Source organism: Vibrio sp. 10N.286.49.C3 (assembly GCF_041469545.1).
In the GTDB taxonomy this organism is placed as follows: Bacteria; Pseudomonadota; Gammaproteobacteria; order Enterobacterales; family Vibrionaceae; genus Vibrio; species Vibrio tasmaniensis_A.
Window position 1 is genome coordinate 178,634 of record NZ_JBFRKT010000021.1, and the last position, 18,032, is coordinate 196,665.

Here is an 18,032-nt window from a genome sequence, read left to right on the forward strand (position 1 = left end):
CTATATTTTATTAAGTGTGATTTATATCACTATTTATTTTTAAGTATTACAAAATAAAATGTGATCTAGATCTTGCGTTAATGATATCTATTCTCATTAATTTGGCTTTGTAATTTAAATTCATGATGTTTTTGTGATCTAAGGTGTACTCGTTAACCCGAAAGTGTTTTTTGCGTGTGATGGTTATCACGAAAGTTGGGCTGAGGTGCATTTTAAAAATGTTGTGATACATTTTAATCGACTTTTGAGTACACACTTTCGGTCATTTGACCAACCAATACATTACGGGGTTCTACCTATGTTATCACCAGAAGCAAAGATTAAGGTTCAAAACTTTGGTCGTTTCTTATCCAATATGGTAATGCCAAACATCGGCGCATTCATTGCGTGGGGTTTCATTACTGCACTATTCATTCCAACGGGTTGGTGGCCTAACGAAACGTTAGCATCAATGGTTGGTCCAATGATCACATACCTATTACCACTATTGATCGGTTATACCGGTGGTAAAATGGTTGGTGGCGACCGCGGTGCCGTAGTGGGTGCTATCACAACGATGGGTGTTATCGTTGGTACTGATATCCCAATGTTCATGGGTGCAATGATTGTTGGTCCACTGGGTGGTATCGCAATTAAGAAATTCGATGAAGCTGTTCACGGTAAAGTGAAGAGTGGTTTCGAAATGCTAGTGAACAACTTCTCTGCGGGCATCATCGGCATGATCTGCGCGATCATCGCGTTCATCGTGATTGGCCCTGCGGTTAAAGTTCTGTCTTCTGGTTTGGCGGCTGGTGTTAACGTAATGGTTGAAGCGGGTGCATTGCCTCTTGCCTCTATCTTTGTTGAACCCGCGAAAATCCTATTCCTAAATAACGCAATCAACCACGGCATCTTCTCTCCACTAGGTATCCAGCAATCTGAAGAAATTGGTCGCTCAATCTTCTTCCTAATCGAAGCGAACCCAGGTCCAGGTCTTGGTCTTCTACTTGCTTACATGGTGTTTGGTAAAGGTAGCGCGAAGCAGTCTGCTGCTGGTGCATCTATCATCCACTTCCTAGGTGGTATCCACGAAATTTACTTCCCTTACGTTCTAATGAACCCACGTCTAATTCTTGCTGTAATCGCGGGTGGTATGGCGGGTGTATTCACTAACGTAGTGTTCGATTCTGGCCTTATCTCTCCAGCATCACCAGGTTCTATCTTTGCTATCTTGTTGATGACGCCAAAAGGTTCTTACATCGGTGTTGTACTTTCTGTAATCGCTGCAACGGCTGTGTCTTTCATCGTAGCTTCAATCCTACTTAAGACTTCAGCTCAAGGTGATGACGAAGATTTACTAGAAAAAGCATCGGCTCAAATGAAAGACATGAAAGCGTCTTCTAAAGGTGCAGCATCAGAAGCTGGTGTAAACCTAGCGGATGTGAAAGCTGTCTATGTAGCTTGTGATGCAGGTATGGGTTCGAGTGCAATGGGTGCTGGTCTACTTCGTAAAAAGGTAGCAGCAGCAGGCCTAGATATTGAAGTAACAAACTACGCAATCAACAACCTACCGGCTGATTCGCAAATTGTTATCACGCATAAAGACTTAACAGATCGTGCTCGTAACACCGTACCAGGTGCAATGCACATGTCTCTGAACAACTTCTTAGATGGCGCAGTATACGACAACCTAGTAGCAGAACTTGTTGAAGCACAAAGTGGTGAAGCGAAAGTAGAAGCTCCGGCTCCTGCAGCAGCACCAGCTCAAGAAGGCAACAAGCTTGCACTGACTAATGACAGCATCTTCCTTGGCCTTAAAGCGACTCAGAAAGAAGACGCAATTAAGTTTGCTGGCGAACAATTAGTAAAACTTGGCAACGTATCACCAGAATATGTAGATGGCATGTTTGCTCGTGAAGAGCTTGTGTCTACTTACCTAGGTGAGTCTATCGCTGTACCACACGGCACAATCGAAGCGAAACAGTACGTACAAAAAACCGGCATTGTTTTCTGTCAGTACCCCGAAGGTATTCAATGGGGCGAAGATGAAGATGAAGATGATATCGCGAAGATGGTTATCGGTATTGCCGCACAAGGCGATGAGCACAACATGGTGCTGATGGCTATTACCAATTCACTCGACGATGAAGAAGCTGTGGAATGCCTACAGAACACAACAAACCCTGCTGATGTTCTACGTATTCTCAACGGAAACTAACAAGCTCTAGTCAAGCTCCTGAGTGAAGGAGGCCAGTATCCCCCTACTGGCCTCATTTCCGGTCTCAATCTTTATCTGTAGATAAAGGTTCGGTCTGAATAGGTCACTGCTTAATGCCTAGGACGTGATTGAAAGCGGCATGTGTTTGAGTGGTTAGCTATTTAGATTCAAATATTTATAAGGTCAAAATTATGAAAGCGTTACATTTTGGTGCAGGTAATATCGGTCGTGGTTTCATTGGTAAGCTTCTTTCTGATGCTGGTATGAAGGTTACGTTTGCTGACGTAAATGAAACGGTTGTAAATGCGTTAATTGAACGCCAAGAATACCCAGTTAAGATTGTTGGCGAAGAGTGTGTTGTCGAAGTTGTTAAGAACGTGTCAGCAGTAAACTCAGCGACAAGCGCAGTAGTAGATTGCATTTCTGAGTCTGATCTTGTGACGACAGCAGTGGGCCCTACGGTTCTTAAAATCATCTCTAAGTCTATCGCTCAAGGCATTGAAAAGCGTGCAGCTGCAAACAACACTGCACCAATGAACATCATCGCGGCAGAGAACATGGTTCGCGGTACTAGCCAATTAAAAGCAGCCGTGTTAGAGCACCTTTCTGATGAAATGAAAGCGTTCACTGAAGAGCACATTGGCTTTGTTGATTCAGCGGTTGACCGTATTGTTCCACCGGCAGAAGCGGGCGAAACAGACCCTCTAGCGGTAACGGTTGAAACGTTCAGCGAGTGGATCGTAGACCAAACACAATTCAAAGGTGAGATTCCAAATATCCCAGGTATGGAATGCACTGACAACCTAATGGCTTTCGTTGAGCGTAAACTGTTTACGCTAAACACAGGTCACTTAGTAACGGCATACCTTGGTGTGCTTGCCGGTCATGAGACTATTAAAGATTCTATCGAAGATGACGTAATCCGTGCTGAAGTAACAGCGACGATGGAAGAGAGTGGTGCGGTTCTGATTAAGCGTTACGGCTTTGATCCAGAAGCTCACGCTGCCTACATCCAAAAGATTCTCGGTCGTTTTGCTAACCCGTTCCTACGTGATGAAGTGGGTCGCGTTGGTCGTCAACCTATTCGTAAGCTGAGCCCACAAGATCGCCTAGTTAAGCCTCTAAACGGTACATTAGAGTACGGCCTACCGAATGCTCACCTAGTAAAAGCAATCGCTGCTGCGTTCCATTACAAGAACGAAGACGACCCTCAAGCGGTTGAACTTCAAGCAATGTTCGCAGAAAAAGGCTTTGCTGAGACATTAGCGCATTATTCTGAGCTGAATAGTGACTCAGAAGTTGTTAAACTAGCGGAAGAAGCTTATCTAGCATTGAAATGATAAACCATCAAAGTGCCACACCAGTGGCACTTTATTCTTTTAGAGCAACCATGCCCATACATACAACACACGAATCAGAGTTACTTGAAGAACTAGCCGAATCAGCTGATGCTGCGGAGTGCCTGTTGTGCGCCTACGATGTCTTAGAAGACATGCTGGACGCTTTGTTGAAAAGTATCTTCTATAAAGATGACTACGCAGTAAAATTTGTTGTTGACCCTCTCCTCACCACCGATGGCCCTTTAGGGGAAATTCTGGTTCGAACAAAATTATTGTTAGGGTTAGGCGTGATCAGTAAAGAGGTGTATGACGATATTGAAGTTTTCGTTACTCTAAAAGAGTGGGTAAATATTCAAGAAGGTCAGGTGAATTTCTGGGACCAAGATGTCGTTTTTGAACTTAATCGTATCAATGCTATTCAAAAAATGATGCCAATCGACTACGCCCCGGAGTTGGTCGAAGGCATGTCTGATGATATGAAGCGGATGTTTTTAGAGCGCCATTTTCAAAAAGTGCGCTCTACGATAGTGCTAGCGGTTAATGATATACATCAGCAGTTAGCGAAAGAGAATGTGCTGACCTCTTAAGCTATCTCTAGGTAGTGAAAGTAAGCTCGGTGCTATTTATGATCTACTTTTGTCAACCACAGATCACACTGATCGATGAGCTCTTGCAAAAATTGTGTTGGGTTCGCAAGTTTCTCATTTCCTTTTACACTTGTTGTCGTTACCTGCCAAAAACTCAGTGAGACTAGGTTTCTTTTGTATAGGAACTCATTTAACTCTGCTGATGAAAGCGCAAGGGTCTCCCCAAACACATCATATAACTGTTGTATAACTGGCTTTAGCTCTGTGATAGTGCCTTTCAGAAACTGCTCTGAAGTCAGGTTTTCAATGGCTTGGGTATCACTAGAACTGTTTTGTTTACAAAGTGCTCTAATCGACTGGTAGAGTGAGTTTTCCAATCTTTGTACTGAAAGCAGAGCTTTTCCAAGTAGAGATAGTTGTTCATTGCTTAGGTTAGTTGTGTCTGTCATTTAAGTCAGTTCCTAATAAATTGAAGTCTGTTTTACCTGAATTTTGAGCTAGCTTGTTCGGGCGTATAGGTGTCTGCATTGAAAATAATATAGTCACCGCTTATCAATTTTTCACATTGAATTTGTCCTTTAAAGCCAATGCTGCACAGTTTTTTTAGCAAGTGTGGCTTGGCGTTATCGTAGACAATATTTAAAAAAGGAAGGTGGTTAGAGTGAACTACGTTATGTAGATTAAACTCTTCTAATGCCTCTGAGAGGTGATCACTGTCAGTCAGTTCGATGACCTCGACAATTTCATTCAACAACATGTCTATTTCCATATTTTTTAGTTGATAGCGATTGTGACATAAAAAAAAAACCACTTCCGATAGAAGAAGTGGTTTTAATTCTACAATCAAGATCTACATCAAATTATAGGTCTTGAATGTTCTCAGCTTCTAGCTCTTGGAAGTAGCGAAGAGTCTTAACTTTTAGCTCTTGTTGAGCTAGCTCATCAGCAACGATGATAGCTTTACGGTGCATCTGTAGAGCGGTAACAGTCCACATGTGGTTTACAGAACCTTCGATAGCCATTTGAAGCGCTTGCGCTTTGTTGTGGCCTAGAGAAAGGATCATTACTTCTTCAGAATCTAGAAGAGTAGCAACACCGATAGTTAGTGCGTATTTAGGAACTTGGTTGATGTCGCCATCGAAGAAACGAGAGTTCGCGATACGAGTGTCTTCAGTCAACGTTTTGATACGAGTGCGTGAAGATAGAGAAGAACCTGGCTCATTGAACGCGATGTGACCGTCGATGCCTACGCCGCCCATGAACAGGTTGATTTTTCCGTATGAACGGATTTTTTCTTCGTATGCTGCACAGTGAGCATCGATGTCTTCAGCTTTGCCGTCTAGCAGGTTGATGTTTTCTGCTTGAATATCAACGTGGTTGAAGAAGTTTTCGTGCATAAATGTGCGGTAAGACTCTGGGTGGTTTGGTTCGATACCAACGTACTCATCCATGTTGAATGTTACAACGTGCTTGAAGCTTACTTCGCCAGCTTTGTAAAGTTCAATTAGCTCAGCGTAAGTAGTTAGAGGTGTGCTACCAGTAGGAAGACCTAGTACAAATGGACGCTCAGCAGTTGGAGCGAATTTGTTGATCGAATCTGCGATATGACGAGCAGCCCATTTACCTACTTTTGCTTTGTTGCTTAATGGAATAAGTCTCATTGATTTTGCCCCTAGAAATTAAATATTATAGTGTTCTGAAACATTAATTCGCATTATAAAATAAGTTATCAGATTCCGCTATTGTTTTAGGTCAAGTTTTTGCCTTTTTGATCATATCTGTGATTGGAATTCTCAAAATTGCACAATTATTGTATGGATATTTGGTGGCGTTAAACAAGATTAATACGTTTGTCATATATCGTCGGATGGATTTGATTCAGGGGCTGAAGGATCAACAAACTTTATTGGATGAAGAGTAAGGGGGCAATGAAAATGCGATCAAAGTATGGTGGCTATGTGGCACTGCCGTACAAAAAATAAGGAAGTTTCGCCGACAGGCGTGAATTATCATTGGGTATATTTAAGAATAGTGATTATTCAAAGGTATCACTATGAATTTTATATAAATATTGGTAAAACTGGACAGGTTGGCTAAACTTATTAATTACGAAGAAGATGCGAGTTTATTTTAAGTTCCCGCTAATCCGAGATGAACCCAAAAAAAGCTCAAAGTGATGAGGTATCACTTTGAGCTGTTTTACTAATCTTCTAACACTAACTCTCTTTCGTATTCTTCCCGAGAAACTTCGCTGCGTTTGCAGCCGTTTAGGGTATGAAAGCGACGGCGTCCACGAGCCAGTTGAATGTACTTCAACCAAACACGCTCTAACTTGGACTTCGCCTTATGAGGGTGAGACAACACTTTGATGAAATGTTTTTCTTCTGAGTTGCTTGGCGAAAGTTCGCCAGTCTCAAGTGCAAGCATAGTGTCACCAAACAAGGTTAGGATTTCCTCTTCTGAAAGAGTAAAATCACCCGACTTAGCAAACCCTCGTGGGAATTTAATGGTGTCATAAAAACGTTTTTTTCCGTGTCGGAATTCGGTCTCAGACATATCAGCCTCAGTAATGTGGTTAGATAGAAATTAGTGTTTATTGCTCACGCGAAAATATTGTTAAAAGGCTAAAATAGGAAACAAAACGTTTTTGCCTTTACGATAAACAATCCTAGATCGGCTAGTTAGCAGATTTATTACAGAGATGTATTTTTGATGGATGTGAAAGTATTTAGAACCTTTCTTGAGGTTGCAAGGGTGCGCCACTTTGGGCGTGCAGCTGAAAACTTGTATTTAACACAAGCAGCGGTGAGTGCGCGGATTAAACAGCTTGAAGGCTATTTTGATACTCAGCTCTTCATTCGTGACCGCAATAACATCAAGCTGACCTCTTCTGGTGAGCGTTTGATTGGTTATGCTGAAGTGATGGTATCCACCTTACAACAAGCCAAATTTGAGCTGTCGTTAGAAAGTGGAAAAGCGTTGCAGTTAACACTGGGTGGCACACCGAATATCTGGGATGCGTATCTACAAAACTGCTTAAGTGTGGTGACCGACTCTTTCGGTGGCTACGGCTTTATGGCCGAGGTGATGGGGCGCGAGCAACTGAACCGTAATTTGTTAGAACGAACCTTAGATATGGCTTTCGCTTTTGATCAGATCAAAGCGGAAGAGCTGAACTGTAAAAAAGTCGCTGATTTGGTTTTGGTGTTGGTATCAACACAACAAGATGATCTGGAATCTGTATTCCAACATAAATACGTTTATGTCGATTGGGGAACGCGCTTCGGTTCTGAACATGCCGAGCGTCACCCAAAAGTGCCCGCGCCGTATTTACGTACCTCTACTGCACGTATTGCGCTCGATTTTATTTTAGAGAAAGGTGGCAGTGCGTATTTACCTGTTTCTATGGTTGAACCTTTTATCGAGTCGGGTCAATTGCACAAGGTCAAAGGGGTTGAAGACTGGTATCGCCCAATTTACCTGAGCTACCGTAAAAGCAGTACTTCGGTTGATGCGATCATTCAGGTTGAGAAGTTGGTTAATGAAATTGACCCATCGACTGCCTACACGTTGCAACAAGCCGCTGAACAAGCACCAGAGTAGCGGCATTCGCGGTAAGCAACGGCTTTGTTGATTAGATTCAATAAAAAATGGCTCCTAACTAGTTATATAGTTGGGAGCCATTTTCGTTTTAAACCAGAGATGATCTTCATTGCCAAGTCAGAGATAACCCTAACTCGGATAAATCAGTTTAAGCCTGGTATGCGTAACCTTTTTTAAAAGCCCTATCACTTCAAAGCACTATTCTTCGAAAATTCTAGAGATTCATTAGATTCTCAATAGACTCTTCAAGAGAGTGTGACAGGTATGAATGGATTTGATTGCCATCCGTTGCGTCAATCTCAATTTTAGAAATCCCCTTACTCGCTTCTTCTTCAAGAAAGCTGAGAGACTGCTCTACTGATTGACTGGTGAGAACCTGTTGGTTTGATAAAACAATACGACACGTGTGAAGAACCATAGCCTTTTCCTTTTTATATTCGACAGGTCTCTGCATCTTAGTGTGCTAAGTACCTATCGTTGACGTTGTGAGAAGAGTTTCTTCTCAAGGTTAAATTTAGTCGAATTGCGTAAAAAGAAAACCCTTTTTTGTGATTTATCTAACCTTCAGTTCCGAAAATGGCTAGCGACAATAACAGTTCACGGTAAACTTTTAGTTATTGGAGCACAGTATGGCTAATGAGAAGGACAGAGTATGTCTAAGAATATTCATCACAACAGCGCGTTAACGAGTGAGCAGTGCCATTTGGCTCGATATGCGCGAGATGTTCGCTTTGATGGGATGTTTTTCACAGCGGTGAAAACCACCGGGATTTTTTGTCGCCCTATTTGCCCTGCAAGCCCACCCAAAGAAGAAAATGTCGAATACTTTTCTCATCAAGCTCAGGCTTTGAAAGCGGGTTATCGCCCATGCTTACGTTGCCGACCAGACAGCGCGCCTTTTTCTCCGGCTTGGAAAGGTGTTGAAACTACCTTTCTGCGAGCTATGCAATTAATCGACAACGGTGCGCTGAATTCGGGGTCGATTGTCGACCTTGCCACTCGACTAGGCATCTCAGATCGTTATTTACGAACCTTGTTCGACAATTACATCGGGGTGTCACCGAAGCAATATAGCCTTTATAGCCAGTTGATGTTTGCCAAGCAGTTACTGCATACCAGCAGCATGAGCATTACCGATGTCGGTTTTGCGAGTGGTTTTAACAGCACGCGCCGCTTCAATGATGCCTTTCAAAAAGAGCTTCAGCTTTCGCCAAGTCAAATACGAAGAGCTAAGCCAAGTAACAATCTAAGTAATCATATCCAACTCAGTTTCCATGGCCCGTTGGACTGGGATCATTTGCTGGGCTTTTATCGACGACGAATGATCGAAGGCTTAGAAGAGGTGGGCGACGGTTATTACCAACGCACAGTGAACGTGAACGGCTCGAAGGGCTGGTTCAAGGCCACTTTAGCCAAAGAGAGCAGTTTGGATATTGAGTTTGAGTTGGATGATATGAGCCAATTAAGAAGTTTGATCGCCAATATTCGACGTATGTTCGACCTTGATGTTGATATCAGCAAAGTTGAAGATTTCTTTAGCACCATTGATCCCAACTTGGTGGCTAAGAGTGGTATTCGTATCCCTGGTGTGTGGAGTGCTTGGGAAGCCGGAGTAAGAGCGATTCTCGGGCAGCAAGTCTCGGTAACAGCGGCCATTGGTCAGCTCAACTTGTTGGTGCGAAAGCTCTCAGGTTCATATCAGGTGTTTGATTCACAAGAGCAAGCTAATTCACAAGAGTGCTCTGACTTACAACAAATTGCTGATTCATCAGAGAAAGCGTATTTCCCTACACCTAAACAAATAGCTGATGCTGATGTGAGCTTTCTAAGGATGCCGGGAAGTCGTAAGGAAACCTTAAAGCGTTTTGCCCAATACATGGTCGATAACGAAGCTGAGCATCCTTCTAAGTGGATTGATCTCAAAGGTATTGGTCCTTGGACGATTCAATATGCGCTGCTGCGCGGGCTCAGTGAACCTAACCACTTGCTAGTAGGCGATTTGGTGGTGAAGAAATTCATCGAGCATCGCCCTACCATTAATACAGAGAGTGTTTCGCCTTGGGGAAGTTACGCCACGTTCCATTGTTGGAATCAGTCTTAAACGATGTTTCAAGTGGAATAGAGATACCTCTCTGATATAGAAGCAATGAATAAACATCGGAATTACCAAGCTAGGAGAGATTATGACTAACCGTTTTACTTATTATCAAAGTCCACTAGGAACCGTGACGTTACAGGCGAACGATGAAGGGCTGCTCGGCCTTTGGTTTGAAACTCACACTACCAAGCCTGAACAGTTAGGTGTTCAAGATGATAGCTTTCCGATCTTTGCGTTGGCTATCAAACAGCTCGATCGTTATTTTGCTGGTGAAGCTATCCAGTTTTCTGTGCCTATCGCAGCCAAGGGCACTCCGTTTCAGCAGTCGGTTTGGCAAGCGCTGATGACCATTCCTTATGGAGAAACATGGAGCTATGCACAATTGGCCGATGCGATTGGTAACCCAAAAGCGGTGCGTGCAGTGGGTTTGGCGAATGGCAAAAATCCGGTGTCTGTGATTGTGCCGTGTCATCGTGTGATAGGTAAAAATGGAAAGCTGACGGGTTATGCGGGTGGCGTAGAACGTAAACAACGCTTGTTAGTGATTGAGGGAAGAAAACAAACTTAGAAAGCTACTTAGCTAGCGACTTGAAACTCTGTTCTGTCGGTTAAGGTTGAAGGTTTGTACGACTGAGGAGGAATATTAAGAGGCCTCAAGCGTGACTCTGCAATAAAAACGTGACTTTGCAATAAATTCGCCACTTTCTGGAAAATAATGATTTGGTTGCATATTATTTAGCCATGTTTTTTAGGCAAGGATGCCCAAATGAATAACCATCATTTTCTGATAATAGCTTTCACTAGTGTGTTATTGCTGACCGGTTGTTTAACTGATACTAGTCGCCCCTTTGAAGTACCGCAGCTTGTTTTGTTCAAAGGGATGTATGAGAACGCGGACGATAACAGCTATCTACTTTTTGAGTCAGGACAAATGACCTATCAAACAATCGGTAACACGGTCACTAGAACTTATCGTATTGAAAATGATTTGATTAACATCGAGTTGAATTCAGGAAATAGCCGAGTGGATTCTGGGCTGATGATGCGTATTCAACAAGAAGGAGCAGTGTTAACCTGCAACCAGTGTCCAGCAGTGCAGTTAAGCAACGTCTGGACACGTGTTGAAAAGCCTTTAGTTGATTCCCCTTTAGACTAGAACATATCACCGTTCAGCCATAGGTGAGCGGCGATACTGACCCCATAACCAATCATGATTACTGGCATCCATTTTAAGTGGCCAAAAAAGGTGTACTTACCATGTGCAGCCCCCATTAATGCCACACCAGCGGCACTACCAATAGACAATAAGCTGCCGCCAACGCCCGCGGTTAGGGTGATCAGTAGCCAGTTGCCCATCGACATTTGGGGTTCCATGGATAACACGGCAAACATCACCGGAATGTTATCGACAATAGCCGATAAGATCCCCACCATGACGTTGGCCCAAATTGGATCCCACTGGCTATACATCACGCCCGAAGCTAATTCCAAGTAACCAAGTAGACTCAAGCCACCGACACACATTACCACGCCGTAGAAGAACAAAAGCGTGTCCCATTCGGCATGAGAAACTCTTCGAAATACATCGAATGGCACAACAGAACCGAGTCGTTTCAGGGCGCCTTCATCGTTATTGGCGATCGCTACCGCCTTTTTCTTGGCGAGTGAGTTGGGCAAAGTCTTGCGTAAGTAATAGCCAAAGAACTGCAGATAGGCGAGCCCCATCATCATGCCCATTACTGGAGGGAAGTGGAGTACGGCATGGAAAGCAACAGCGGTCGCTATTGTCATGATGAACAAGAATACGATGCGCCTCGCACCACGTTTTAATTCAACGTGTTGATGGACTGTGTCGGGCTGAGTGGTGGGTACAAAGTAAGACATGATCAACGCAGGGACGAGGTAATTCATCACCGAAGGAATAAACAAAGGAATAAACTCACTAAAACTCACATAGCCAGCCTGCCACACCATGAGCGTTGTGATGTCTCCGAATGGACTGAATGCACCGCCAGCATTGGCGGCTATCACGATATTCACGCAGGCTAGGTTGACGAATTTAGGGTTAGAACCTGCCACTTTAAGAACCACAGCGCACATCAGTAGAGCTGTCGTGAGGTTGTCGGCGATAGGTGAGATAAAGAAGGCCAGAATACCGGTTATCCAGAACAAAGAGCGAAAGTTAAAGCCTTTGCCTACCATCCACGCTTGCAACGCATCAAACAGTCTTCTCTCTTCCATGGCGCTAATGTATGTCATGGCGACGAGTAGAAAGAGTAATAGTTCGGCGTATTCGAGTAAGTTGTGTTCGAGCGCTTGTTTGGCGACTTCAACAAGGTTGTGTTCTTGGTAGGTAAAACCAATGATTATCCAGATCAGGCCCGCTGCAAGTAGAACTGGCTTGGATTTTCGGAGTTTTAGGTATTCTTCCATCATCACCACGATGTAGGCGACAACGAAAATGGTCAGCGATAGGTAGCCAGCAAATGAACTGGTTAGTTTGAGCGGCTCTCCCAACTGAGAAGTGGCAGCGCCTGCTACCGTAGAAAAAAATAATAAAGAGAGAACAGCAGAAAGCTGGATACCTAACATGGATTACGCTCCGAAGTTAATCAGTTATTAACACGGGTAAAAGCGTAGACCTAAATAACCCTGTTCAGTGTGATAGATATCTTAATAATTCAATAGATTATATAGAAAACAGTAGATTGGGTGAAAACGTGAGATCACGATGAAAGATTTTTTTGAGCTTTCTATTCGAAGCCTGATTATTGTGGCGATTATGTGCGTTTTTGGTTGCGGTGTTGAAGCTAGGTTTGTTTAGTTTTGTATGAGAAGTATTCTAATTTTTTTAGCGTATACCTCTACTTTAAAATTTGAATCACAGTTTTATATGTTGCTTTGGTTCTTCTATTTAAACCGATGCACTATTTGATTTTGGTCATTAACCTTTTGCTCATTAGTTTGCACTATCTATACGTGTTCTGTTCCACATAAACGAGATGTATAGAGGTCCTTATGACTAATCCAACCAAAACCGATCGTAAAGTCACGATCGGCAGCTATATCGCACTCGCGTTCGCGATTGTGTTCTTTTCAGGCTTAATGCAGTCCAATGAATGGTATGGAGTGCTCGATTTTACGACGCTCAACGGTTCATTTGGTAAGGTCGCTTACGATGTGAGTGAGTCGGCTGATGGTATCCAAGCGGCAACGACGTCACTGCGTGGTAAAGGCGGTAGTGGTGCGCGCGACGGTTTCATTTTTGCATTGACACTTATTCCGACCGTGATGTTTGCATTGGGCATGATTAACGTACTTGAGCACTACGGTGCACTGGACGCGGCTCGTAAACTACTAACTCCACTACTTCGTCCTTTAATGGGCATTCCAGGTAACTCAGGCTTGGCACTGATTGCTTCTCTGCAAAGTACCGATGCGGGTGCTGCGATGACACGTCAGCTCAAAGATGAAGGGCATTTGACTAAGCGTGAAACCGATGTGTTCACCATGTTCCAGTTTACTGCGGGTGCGGCGATCGTTAACTTTTTCTCTTCAGGTGCGGTGTTGTTCACTCTAACGGCGATGGATGGTTCTTTGGCAGTGACATCGTCAATAGGTCTTGCTGTTGCGGTGATGTTTATCTTCAAGTTTGTTGGTGCGAACTTATTCCGCCTTTACCTCAATATTACTGAAGGTAAAGAAGACAAAACAAAATCAGACAAAGAACAAAAACTGGAAGAGGAAGTAGCATAATGAGCGAAGTTAAAGCAAAGAAACCAATGGTTACTGATATTTTCGTTGAAGGTGCTAAGAAAGGCTGGGTTATTGCTACAACCTCTACAGTACCTAATGTTCTGATGGCGTTTGTGATTATTAAGGCGTTGCAGATTACTGGTGCACTGGATCTGATGGGTAGTGTGTTTGCACCTATCATGGCGGTATTTGGTTTACCGGGCGAAGCGGCAGCAGTATTGATTGGCGCGTGGATGTCGATGGGTGGTGCAGTCGGTGTGGTTATCACGCTGTTTGACCAAGGCATTCTGAACGGCAACCATATTGCTATTTTGGCGCCAGCTATCTACTTGATGGGTTCTCAGGTGCAATATATGGGACGCATCATGGGACCAATTGGTACTGAAGGTCGTTATATCCCTGTGATGATCGCGATTTCAGTATTGAATGCGTTTGGTGCTATGTTTTTGATGAACATTATTTTGTAACGTGGCTTTGAACGGTTAGCTACTATTTGAACGGTTAGCTACTATTTGAACGATCAGCTACTAATAGCTTTTCGACGTTGAAAAAAGAAACCCCGTTTGGTTTTCACCAAACGGGGTTTATTCTTTTTCGTAGCCATCCTGCTACTGACGTTGTTACTTATTTTTTAATAAGGTCACGTATGCTCCTTGCATCGTTCCTTGATTTGGCTAAATCCTTTAACCTATCCAATCCATCGCCTTCCTAGCGGTGTCCATGCTAACTCATCATCCTGACAAGTGACTCTATCCTAGAGTAAAACTTCCTTGCTGATCACTCATCCTAAGCCATCAAATCTTCATCCTGAAGATACCTAATCCGTTAGGCTTTTCCTGTTCCTGCCAACTCCCTGTCGACATGAGTATTAAACACTTTGGAGGCTTTATTCGCAATTAGCCTTAGGAAATAAATATCCTCGTTAACTAAAATAAATATGCGTGGATTCATATAAAACAAGGGGTTGGGTTTGTAATTTTACTTTTTTCTGCGAAGCTTGACTGTGATCTCTTACGTTCGGTGTGAGAGATCTCTTACAAATTTTCGGGCGCGAATATCATTCGTTGTCGAACTCATCCGTCGATAGGTGAGCGAAATACGCTCAACAAACTCAAAGTAATAGGAAAATATAATGGTTACAGCACTTTACGCAGCCTTGCTGACGGTCGTAATGATTTGGTTGGCGATAGAAGTCATTAAGCAAAGACGAATCAATCTGGTTGCTCATGCAGATGGCGGTGTTGAGTCGCTACAGATAGCACGTTCCGCACAAAGTAATGCAATGGATTACATCCCAATTACGGTTATTTTGATGGGCTTTTTGGAGATGAATGGTGCCAGTGTGTGGCTTATTCATGCCATTGGTGTTGCATTTATTCTGGGGCGTGTGATTCATGCAAAAGGTATTCTGGCAAAAAACTTAAAGGGTAGAAAAGTGGGCATGGTGTTGACGCTTATCTGCATGATCTCTTTGATTGTCCTAAACTTAGCTTACCTACCTTTTGATAAAATGTTCTAGGGAGCATTATGGCATTGCGCCTTCCTCCTGCTTGGGCGATTGTCCTTGCAGGTCTCATACTGAACGTCATGGCTATTGTCATGTCGAGCTTGGTGCTCGACAAAATTGAAGCGGAAAAATCGGAATACAACGATCGTAAATACGGCAATGTGTACTCAATACAACTGGCCTGGAATACGATCGAAACCTTAGAGCGCAAGCGTGAAGCCATTCTGATCCACCTAGATAAACCCTCAACAGAAACCGCTCAACCTGCCACCATCCTCGATGAAGCGCTGCGCGGCCAACTCCGGAGTTGGGTGAGTGAGGAGGTGCCAGCCATCTCGTTGGCTAATTTACCCAAGCTTATGATGCTGATAAACAGTGCTCAAGAAGCCCAACGAGCACGAATTGATGACTACTATTTGGATAATCTGACCTTGGTTGAATTAATCCAAAGGCTCGATGAAAAAATGGCTTTCTACAAGAATATCGCCCTGTTTCTTCAGGTGTTTGGTTTAGCACTTATCTTAGCTCGCGACCTCGCTAGAAGGCCTTAGTATTTATCTATTTACTTACTTACTTATTTACTTCGCCACCTAGTTATCTACCCATCGACTGGTATCGCTAGCGAGATTCACTTGGCAGGTTAGGGTGCTGCTGGCCTTGGTACTTCTGTAATTGTTCTTTTAGTCCTTTAAACGTGCTCAGTGCACTATCAATCGATAATTTGTTCATTAACCAATTTGGCAGGATGCCACCTGCGTTCGCGTAAGCGGTATAGGTGATATAGGTATTACCATTTGTCAGCGGTTGCAGGGTCCATAAGGCATCTACATCATAAATTCGAATGTACCCCGACTCTTTCGTCAAATAATCAGACGCATCCTTGATCGACAAGACAAACTGCCCATCCTCGATGCTGTATTTTGAGTAGGTCACCATATCGCGATCTCTGGCAGGCCAAGGCGCTTTGAACTGGGTATAGACGATATTTTCATCCTCAGATATCTGCATCAAAACACGACTTTCCGATACGTTATCTATCCAGTTTGGCACGTTCGCGCTGTCTTCCAATAACAGCAAAAAACCAGAATAAGTGGTGGGCGTTTGCATTTGTGCTCGTATTTCTACCAAGCCTTCAGTGTGAGGTCTCTTATCAATGATGATGCCATCTTCACTTTTTACGAACTGCCATGGAGCAGCGTAAGTCAGTGTTGATAAAGCATAGAGTCCGATTGCTAAAATCCTAGGTAATATCATTATTCTTCCATGAAAAGAAAAGCTTATCTTTAGGAGTATAGAATAAAAATGGTTTTGATTCGTGCTGAAATCGCACTGATTTGTCTCTGATTTGAGCGTTACATCGCTGTTTATCTTGGTGTTATCAATAATTGGCTGCTTATCTATATTTGAGCCGTGAAAATAAAAACGGAAGCGTTCGGTCGCTTCCGTTTTGTTAGTGGGCAATGGATAAACGTTGAAGGCTAGAACTTAGAACTTAGAACTTAGAACTTAGAACTTAAAGCTTGTAGGCTTCCACGGTTTTTATAGTGGTCCAATTGCTGTTGGCGTCTTGGATGAATTCTTGCGTATTCTCCAGCCAACGCTTTTGAACTGACTTATCTAAGTTCAAGTACAGCTTCCCACCTTCTACTTTCCAAGCTAGTGGGTCCGTTTCAAATTTCTTACCCATTGCCACACCAAAGGCACAATAGCCACCATATTGAGGTGCATAAGCCGATGGGTTAGATCGGAATTCATCTCGGTTTTCACTGCTCACAAAGTTATAAATCGCATTCTTATAAGTCGCTGTGAATTCAGATGTGCCTTTAACTGGCCCCTCATTGGCAAAGTAAGCAACAGGGTCATAACCTTTAATGGCGAGATCATTGTTGTCGACACTCATATCAAGGTCTGCTGCCATTAACGAAAAGCTGGTTCCTAGTAACGCGGCCAATAGAGTGATTTTTTGACTGGTCGATTTCATGTGTGACATATCAAGTTCCTTGTCAGTGTTGGTTATTTTGTTTGAAGTAATTTAGCCCACTTGTCCGGTCTATAGAGGGACAAAAGAACTAAAAACTAAGCGAATCGTTCGGAGGGTGCATGGATCTGCTGTCACAATTAATGGAACACTTCTCGATACGCACTGGCGTTTTCTATTCTGGAAACCTGTGTGGGGTGTCGTCATTTAACGCGCAACAAGGCAAAGAAGGGCACCTTCATGTATTAAGCTCGGGGGAGTTGACCTTGTCTGGTGCTCATACGGAATGCCGGCAGCTTTCTCAGCCCTGTATTATTTACCTGCCGAATAGCACACCACATGCAATTGAAGGTGTGGGAGAGGGTGCAGAGCTTGTGTGTGCGAACGTGGAGTATCGTTCAGGGCAGATGAATCCTTTATTATCGGTTCTGCCCGACATGATAGTGATTCCGTTTGAAGATGCACCGAACTTAATGCCTGTGATTGAGGTTCTGTTTCGAGAGTCGGGGCAAGCATCTTCAGGACAACAATCGTCAGGGAAGCAATACCTAATGGACAAGTTGAGTGATGCGTTGATGGCGTTGATTTTTCGTCATCTCATTGAACAACAGAAAATCGATAGCGGCGTTTTCTCTGCTCTTGCACACCCAAGGCTTGCTGCTGTGGTGACGGCTATTCACCGGTTGCCTGCTCGTCACTTTTCGGTTGCAGAAATGGCGTCATTGGCCGCGATGTCTCGAACTCAGTTTATAGAAGCGTTCAAGCGTGAGGTGGGTGAAACGCCGGGAGATTACGTGCAAAAGTGGCGTGTTTCCGTTGCTCAATCTCTGTTACTGCAAAATAAGCCCATCAACTGGGTTGCCGATGAAGTCGGTTACAACAGTTATTCAGGTTTCTCACGCGCATTTCAGCATGTATCGGGTGTGTTGCCACGTCAGTGGTTAAAAGAGAGTAACGCATAAGAGG

Annotated in this window: 20 protein-coding genes; 12 read left to right on the forward strand and 8 right to left on the reverse strand. The window is 43.5% G+C overall.

Going from position 1 to position 18,032, the window contains the following annotated elements; all coding sequences use genetic code 11:
* The first annotated feature begins 298 nt into the window (after positions 1–298).
* The 3 genes from AB4180_RS09825 to AB4180_RS09835 all read left to right on the forward strand — a co-directional run bounded on the left by AB4180_RS09825 (position 299) and on the right by AB4180_RS09835 (position 4,124).
* Complete coding sequence (locus AB4180_RS09825) at positions 299–2,197, forward strand: PTS mannitol transporter subunit IICBA (protein ID WP_102248808.1); 1,899 nt, start codon at positions 299–301, stop codon at positions 2,195–2,197.
* Between the two features lie 191 nt (positions 2,198–2,388).
* Positions 2,389–3,537 (forward strand): mannitol-1-phosphate 5-dehydrogenase, encoded by a 1,149-nt coding sequence (locus tag AB4180_RS09830; RefSeq protein ID WP_017097798.1) that lies wholly within the window; start codon positions 2,389–2,391, stop codon positions 3,535–3,537.
* A gap of 50 nt (positions 3,538–3,587) precedes the next feature.
* On the forward strand, positions 3,588–4,124 hold the full coding sequence (locus tag AB4180_RS09835; protein WP_083784018.1) for an MltR family transcriptional regulator: 537 nt from the start codon (positions 3,588–3,590) through the stop codon (positions 4,122–4,124).
* Between the two features lie 32 nt (positions 4,125–4,156).
* On the opposite strand, the gene AB4180_RS09840 is transcribed toward AB4180_RS09835, so the two are convergent.
* The 4 genes from AB4180_RS09840 to AB4180_RS09855 all read right to left on the reverse strand — a co-directional run bounded on the left by AB4180_RS09840 (position 4,157) and on the right by AB4180_RS09855 (position 6,680).
* The gene (locus tag AB4180_RS09840; protein WP_009846104.1) at positions 4,157–4,573 is read right to left on the reverse strand and encodes a hypothetical protein; all 417 of its coding nucleotides are present in this window, start codon (positions 4,571–4,573) and stop codon (positions 4,157–4,159) included.
* Positions 4,574–4,605: 32 nt separating this feature from the next.
* Positions 4,606–4,881: a hypothetical protein gene (locus AB4180_RS09845; RefSeq protein WP_009846105.1), complete on the reverse strand. Its 276-nt coding sequence runs from the start codon at positions 4,879–4,881 to the stop codon at positions 4,606–4,608.
* Positions 4,882–4,984: 103 nt separating this feature from the next.
* Positions 4,985–5,785, reverse strand: a complete 801-nt coding sequence (gene nagB / locus AB4180_RS09850; protein ID WP_102248809.1) for a glucosamine-6-phosphate deaminase — start codon at positions 5,783–5,785, stop codon at positions 4,985–4,987.
* Between the two features lie 541 nt (positions 5,786–6,326).
* The gene (locus AB4180_RS09855) at positions 6,327–6,680 is read right to left on the reverse strand and encodes a DUF413 domain-containing protein (RefSeq protein ID WP_017097795.1); all 354 of its coding nucleotides are present in this window, start codon (positions 6,678–6,680) and stop codon (positions 6,327–6,329) included.
* Positions 6,681–6,836: 156 nt separating this feature from the next.
* Here AB4180_RS09855 and AB4180_RS09860 point away from each other — a divergent pair, with 156 nt between their 5' ends.
* On the forward strand, positions 6,837–7,727 hold the full coding sequence (locus AB4180_RS09860; RefSeq protein ID WP_102248810.1) for a LysR family transcriptional regulator: 891 nt from the start codon (positions 6,837–6,839) through the stop codon (positions 7,725–7,727).
* A 214-nt stretch (positions 7,728–7,941) separates the two neighbouring features.
* Here AB4180_RS09860 and AB4180_RS09865 read toward each other — a convergent pair whose 3' ends face one another.
* Entirely contained in the window at positions 7,942–8,145 is a 204-nt protein-coding gene (locus tag AB4180_RS09865; protein WP_017082971.1) for a hypothetical protein, read from the reverse strand.
* Between the two features lie 234 nt (positions 8,146–8,379).
* Here AB4180_RS09865 and AB4180_RS09870 point away from each other — a divergent pair, with 234 nt between their 5' ends.
* The 3 genes from AB4180_RS09870 to AB4180_RS09880 all read left to right on the forward strand — a co-directional run bounded on the left by AB4180_RS09870 (position 8,380) and on the right by AB4180_RS09880 (position 10,981).
* Complete coding sequence (locus AB4180_RS09870; protein ID WP_017097793.1) at positions 8,380–9,828, forward strand: AlkA N-terminal domain-containing protein; 1,449 nt, start codon at positions 8,380–8,382, stop codon at positions 9,826–9,828.
* A gap of 82 nt (positions 9,829–9,910) precedes the next feature.
* Entirely contained in the window at positions 9,911–10,393 is a 483-nt protein-coding gene (locus AB4180_RS09875) for a methylated-DNA--[protein]-cysteine S-methyltransferase (RefSeq protein WP_017097792.1), read from the forward strand.
* A 198-nt stretch (positions 10,394–10,591) separates the two neighbouring features.
* A complete protein-coding gene (locus AB4180_RS09880; RefSeq protein WP_102248811.1) occupies positions 10,592–10,981 on the forward strand; it encodes a hypothetical protein in 390 nt (129 codons plus the stop codon).
* On the opposite strand, the gene nhaD is transcribed toward AB4180_RS09880, so the two are convergent.
* Positions 10,978–12,417, reverse strand: coding sequence for a sodium:proton antiporter NhaD (gene nhaD / locus AB4180_RS09885; RefSeq protein WP_012601208.1), 1,440 nt, complete (start codon positions 12,415–12,417; stop codon positions 10,978–10,980). The genes AB4180_RS09880 and nhaD overlap by 4 nt on opposite strands.
* A 426-nt stretch (positions 12,418–12,843) precedes the next feature.
* Here nhaD and AB4180_RS09890 point away from each other — a divergent pair, with 426 nt between their 5' ends.
* The 4 genes from AB4180_RS09890 to AB4180_RS09905 all read left to right on the forward strand — a co-directional run bounded on the left by AB4180_RS09890 (position 12,844) and on the right by AB4180_RS09905 (position 15,639).
* Entirely contained in the window at positions 12,844–13,581 is a 738-nt protein-coding gene (locus AB4180_RS09890) for a nucleoside recognition domain-containing protein (RefSeq protein WP_009846112.1), read from the forward strand.
* On the forward strand, positions 13,581–14,048 hold the full coding sequence (locus AB4180_RS09895; RefSeq protein ID WP_004737023.1) for a YjiG family protein: 468 nt from the start codon (positions 13,581–13,583) through the stop codon (positions 14,046–14,048). The genes AB4180_RS09890 and AB4180_RS09895 overlap by 1 nt, the downstream gene beginning before the upstream one ends.
* Before the next feature lie 665 nt (positions 14,049–14,713).
* A complete protein-coding gene (locus tag AB4180_RS09900; protein WP_009846114.1) occupies positions 14,714–15,100 on the forward strand; it encodes an MAPEG family protein in 387 nt (128 codons plus the stop codon).
* Positions 15,101–15,108: 8 nt separating this feature from the next.
* Positions 15,109–15,639 carry a hypothetical protein gene (locus AB4180_RS09905; protein WP_009846115.1) on the forward strand — a complete coding sequence of 177 codons (531 nt, stop codon included), beginning with the start codon at positions 15,109–15,111 and terminating at the stop codon, positions 15,637–15,639.
* Between the two features lie 67 nt (positions 15,640–15,706).
* On the opposite strand, the gene AB4180_RS09910 is transcribed toward AB4180_RS09905, so the two are convergent.
* A complete protein-coding gene (locus AB4180_RS09910; RefSeq protein ID WP_102248812.1) occupies positions 15,707–16,342 on the reverse strand; it encodes an START domain-containing protein in 636 nt (211 codons plus the stop codon).
* A gap of 259 nt (positions 16,343–16,601) precedes the next feature.
* Positions 16,602–17,078 (reverse strand): YHS domain-containing (seleno)protein, encoded by a 477-nt coding sequence (locus AB4180_RS09915; RefSeq protein WP_009846117.1) that lies wholly within the window; start codon positions 17,076–17,078, stop codon positions 16,602–16,604.
* A 110-nt stretch (positions 17,079–17,188) separates the two neighbouring features.
* On the opposite strand from AB4180_RS09915, the gene AB4180_RS09920 reads away from it, so the two are divergent.
* Positions 17,189–18,028, forward strand: a complete 840-nt coding sequence (locus AB4180_RS09920) for an AraC family transcriptional regulator (protein ID WP_102248813.1) — start codon at positions 17,189–17,191, stop codon at positions 18,026–18,028.
* Positions 18,029–18,032: the final 4 nt, after the last annotated feature.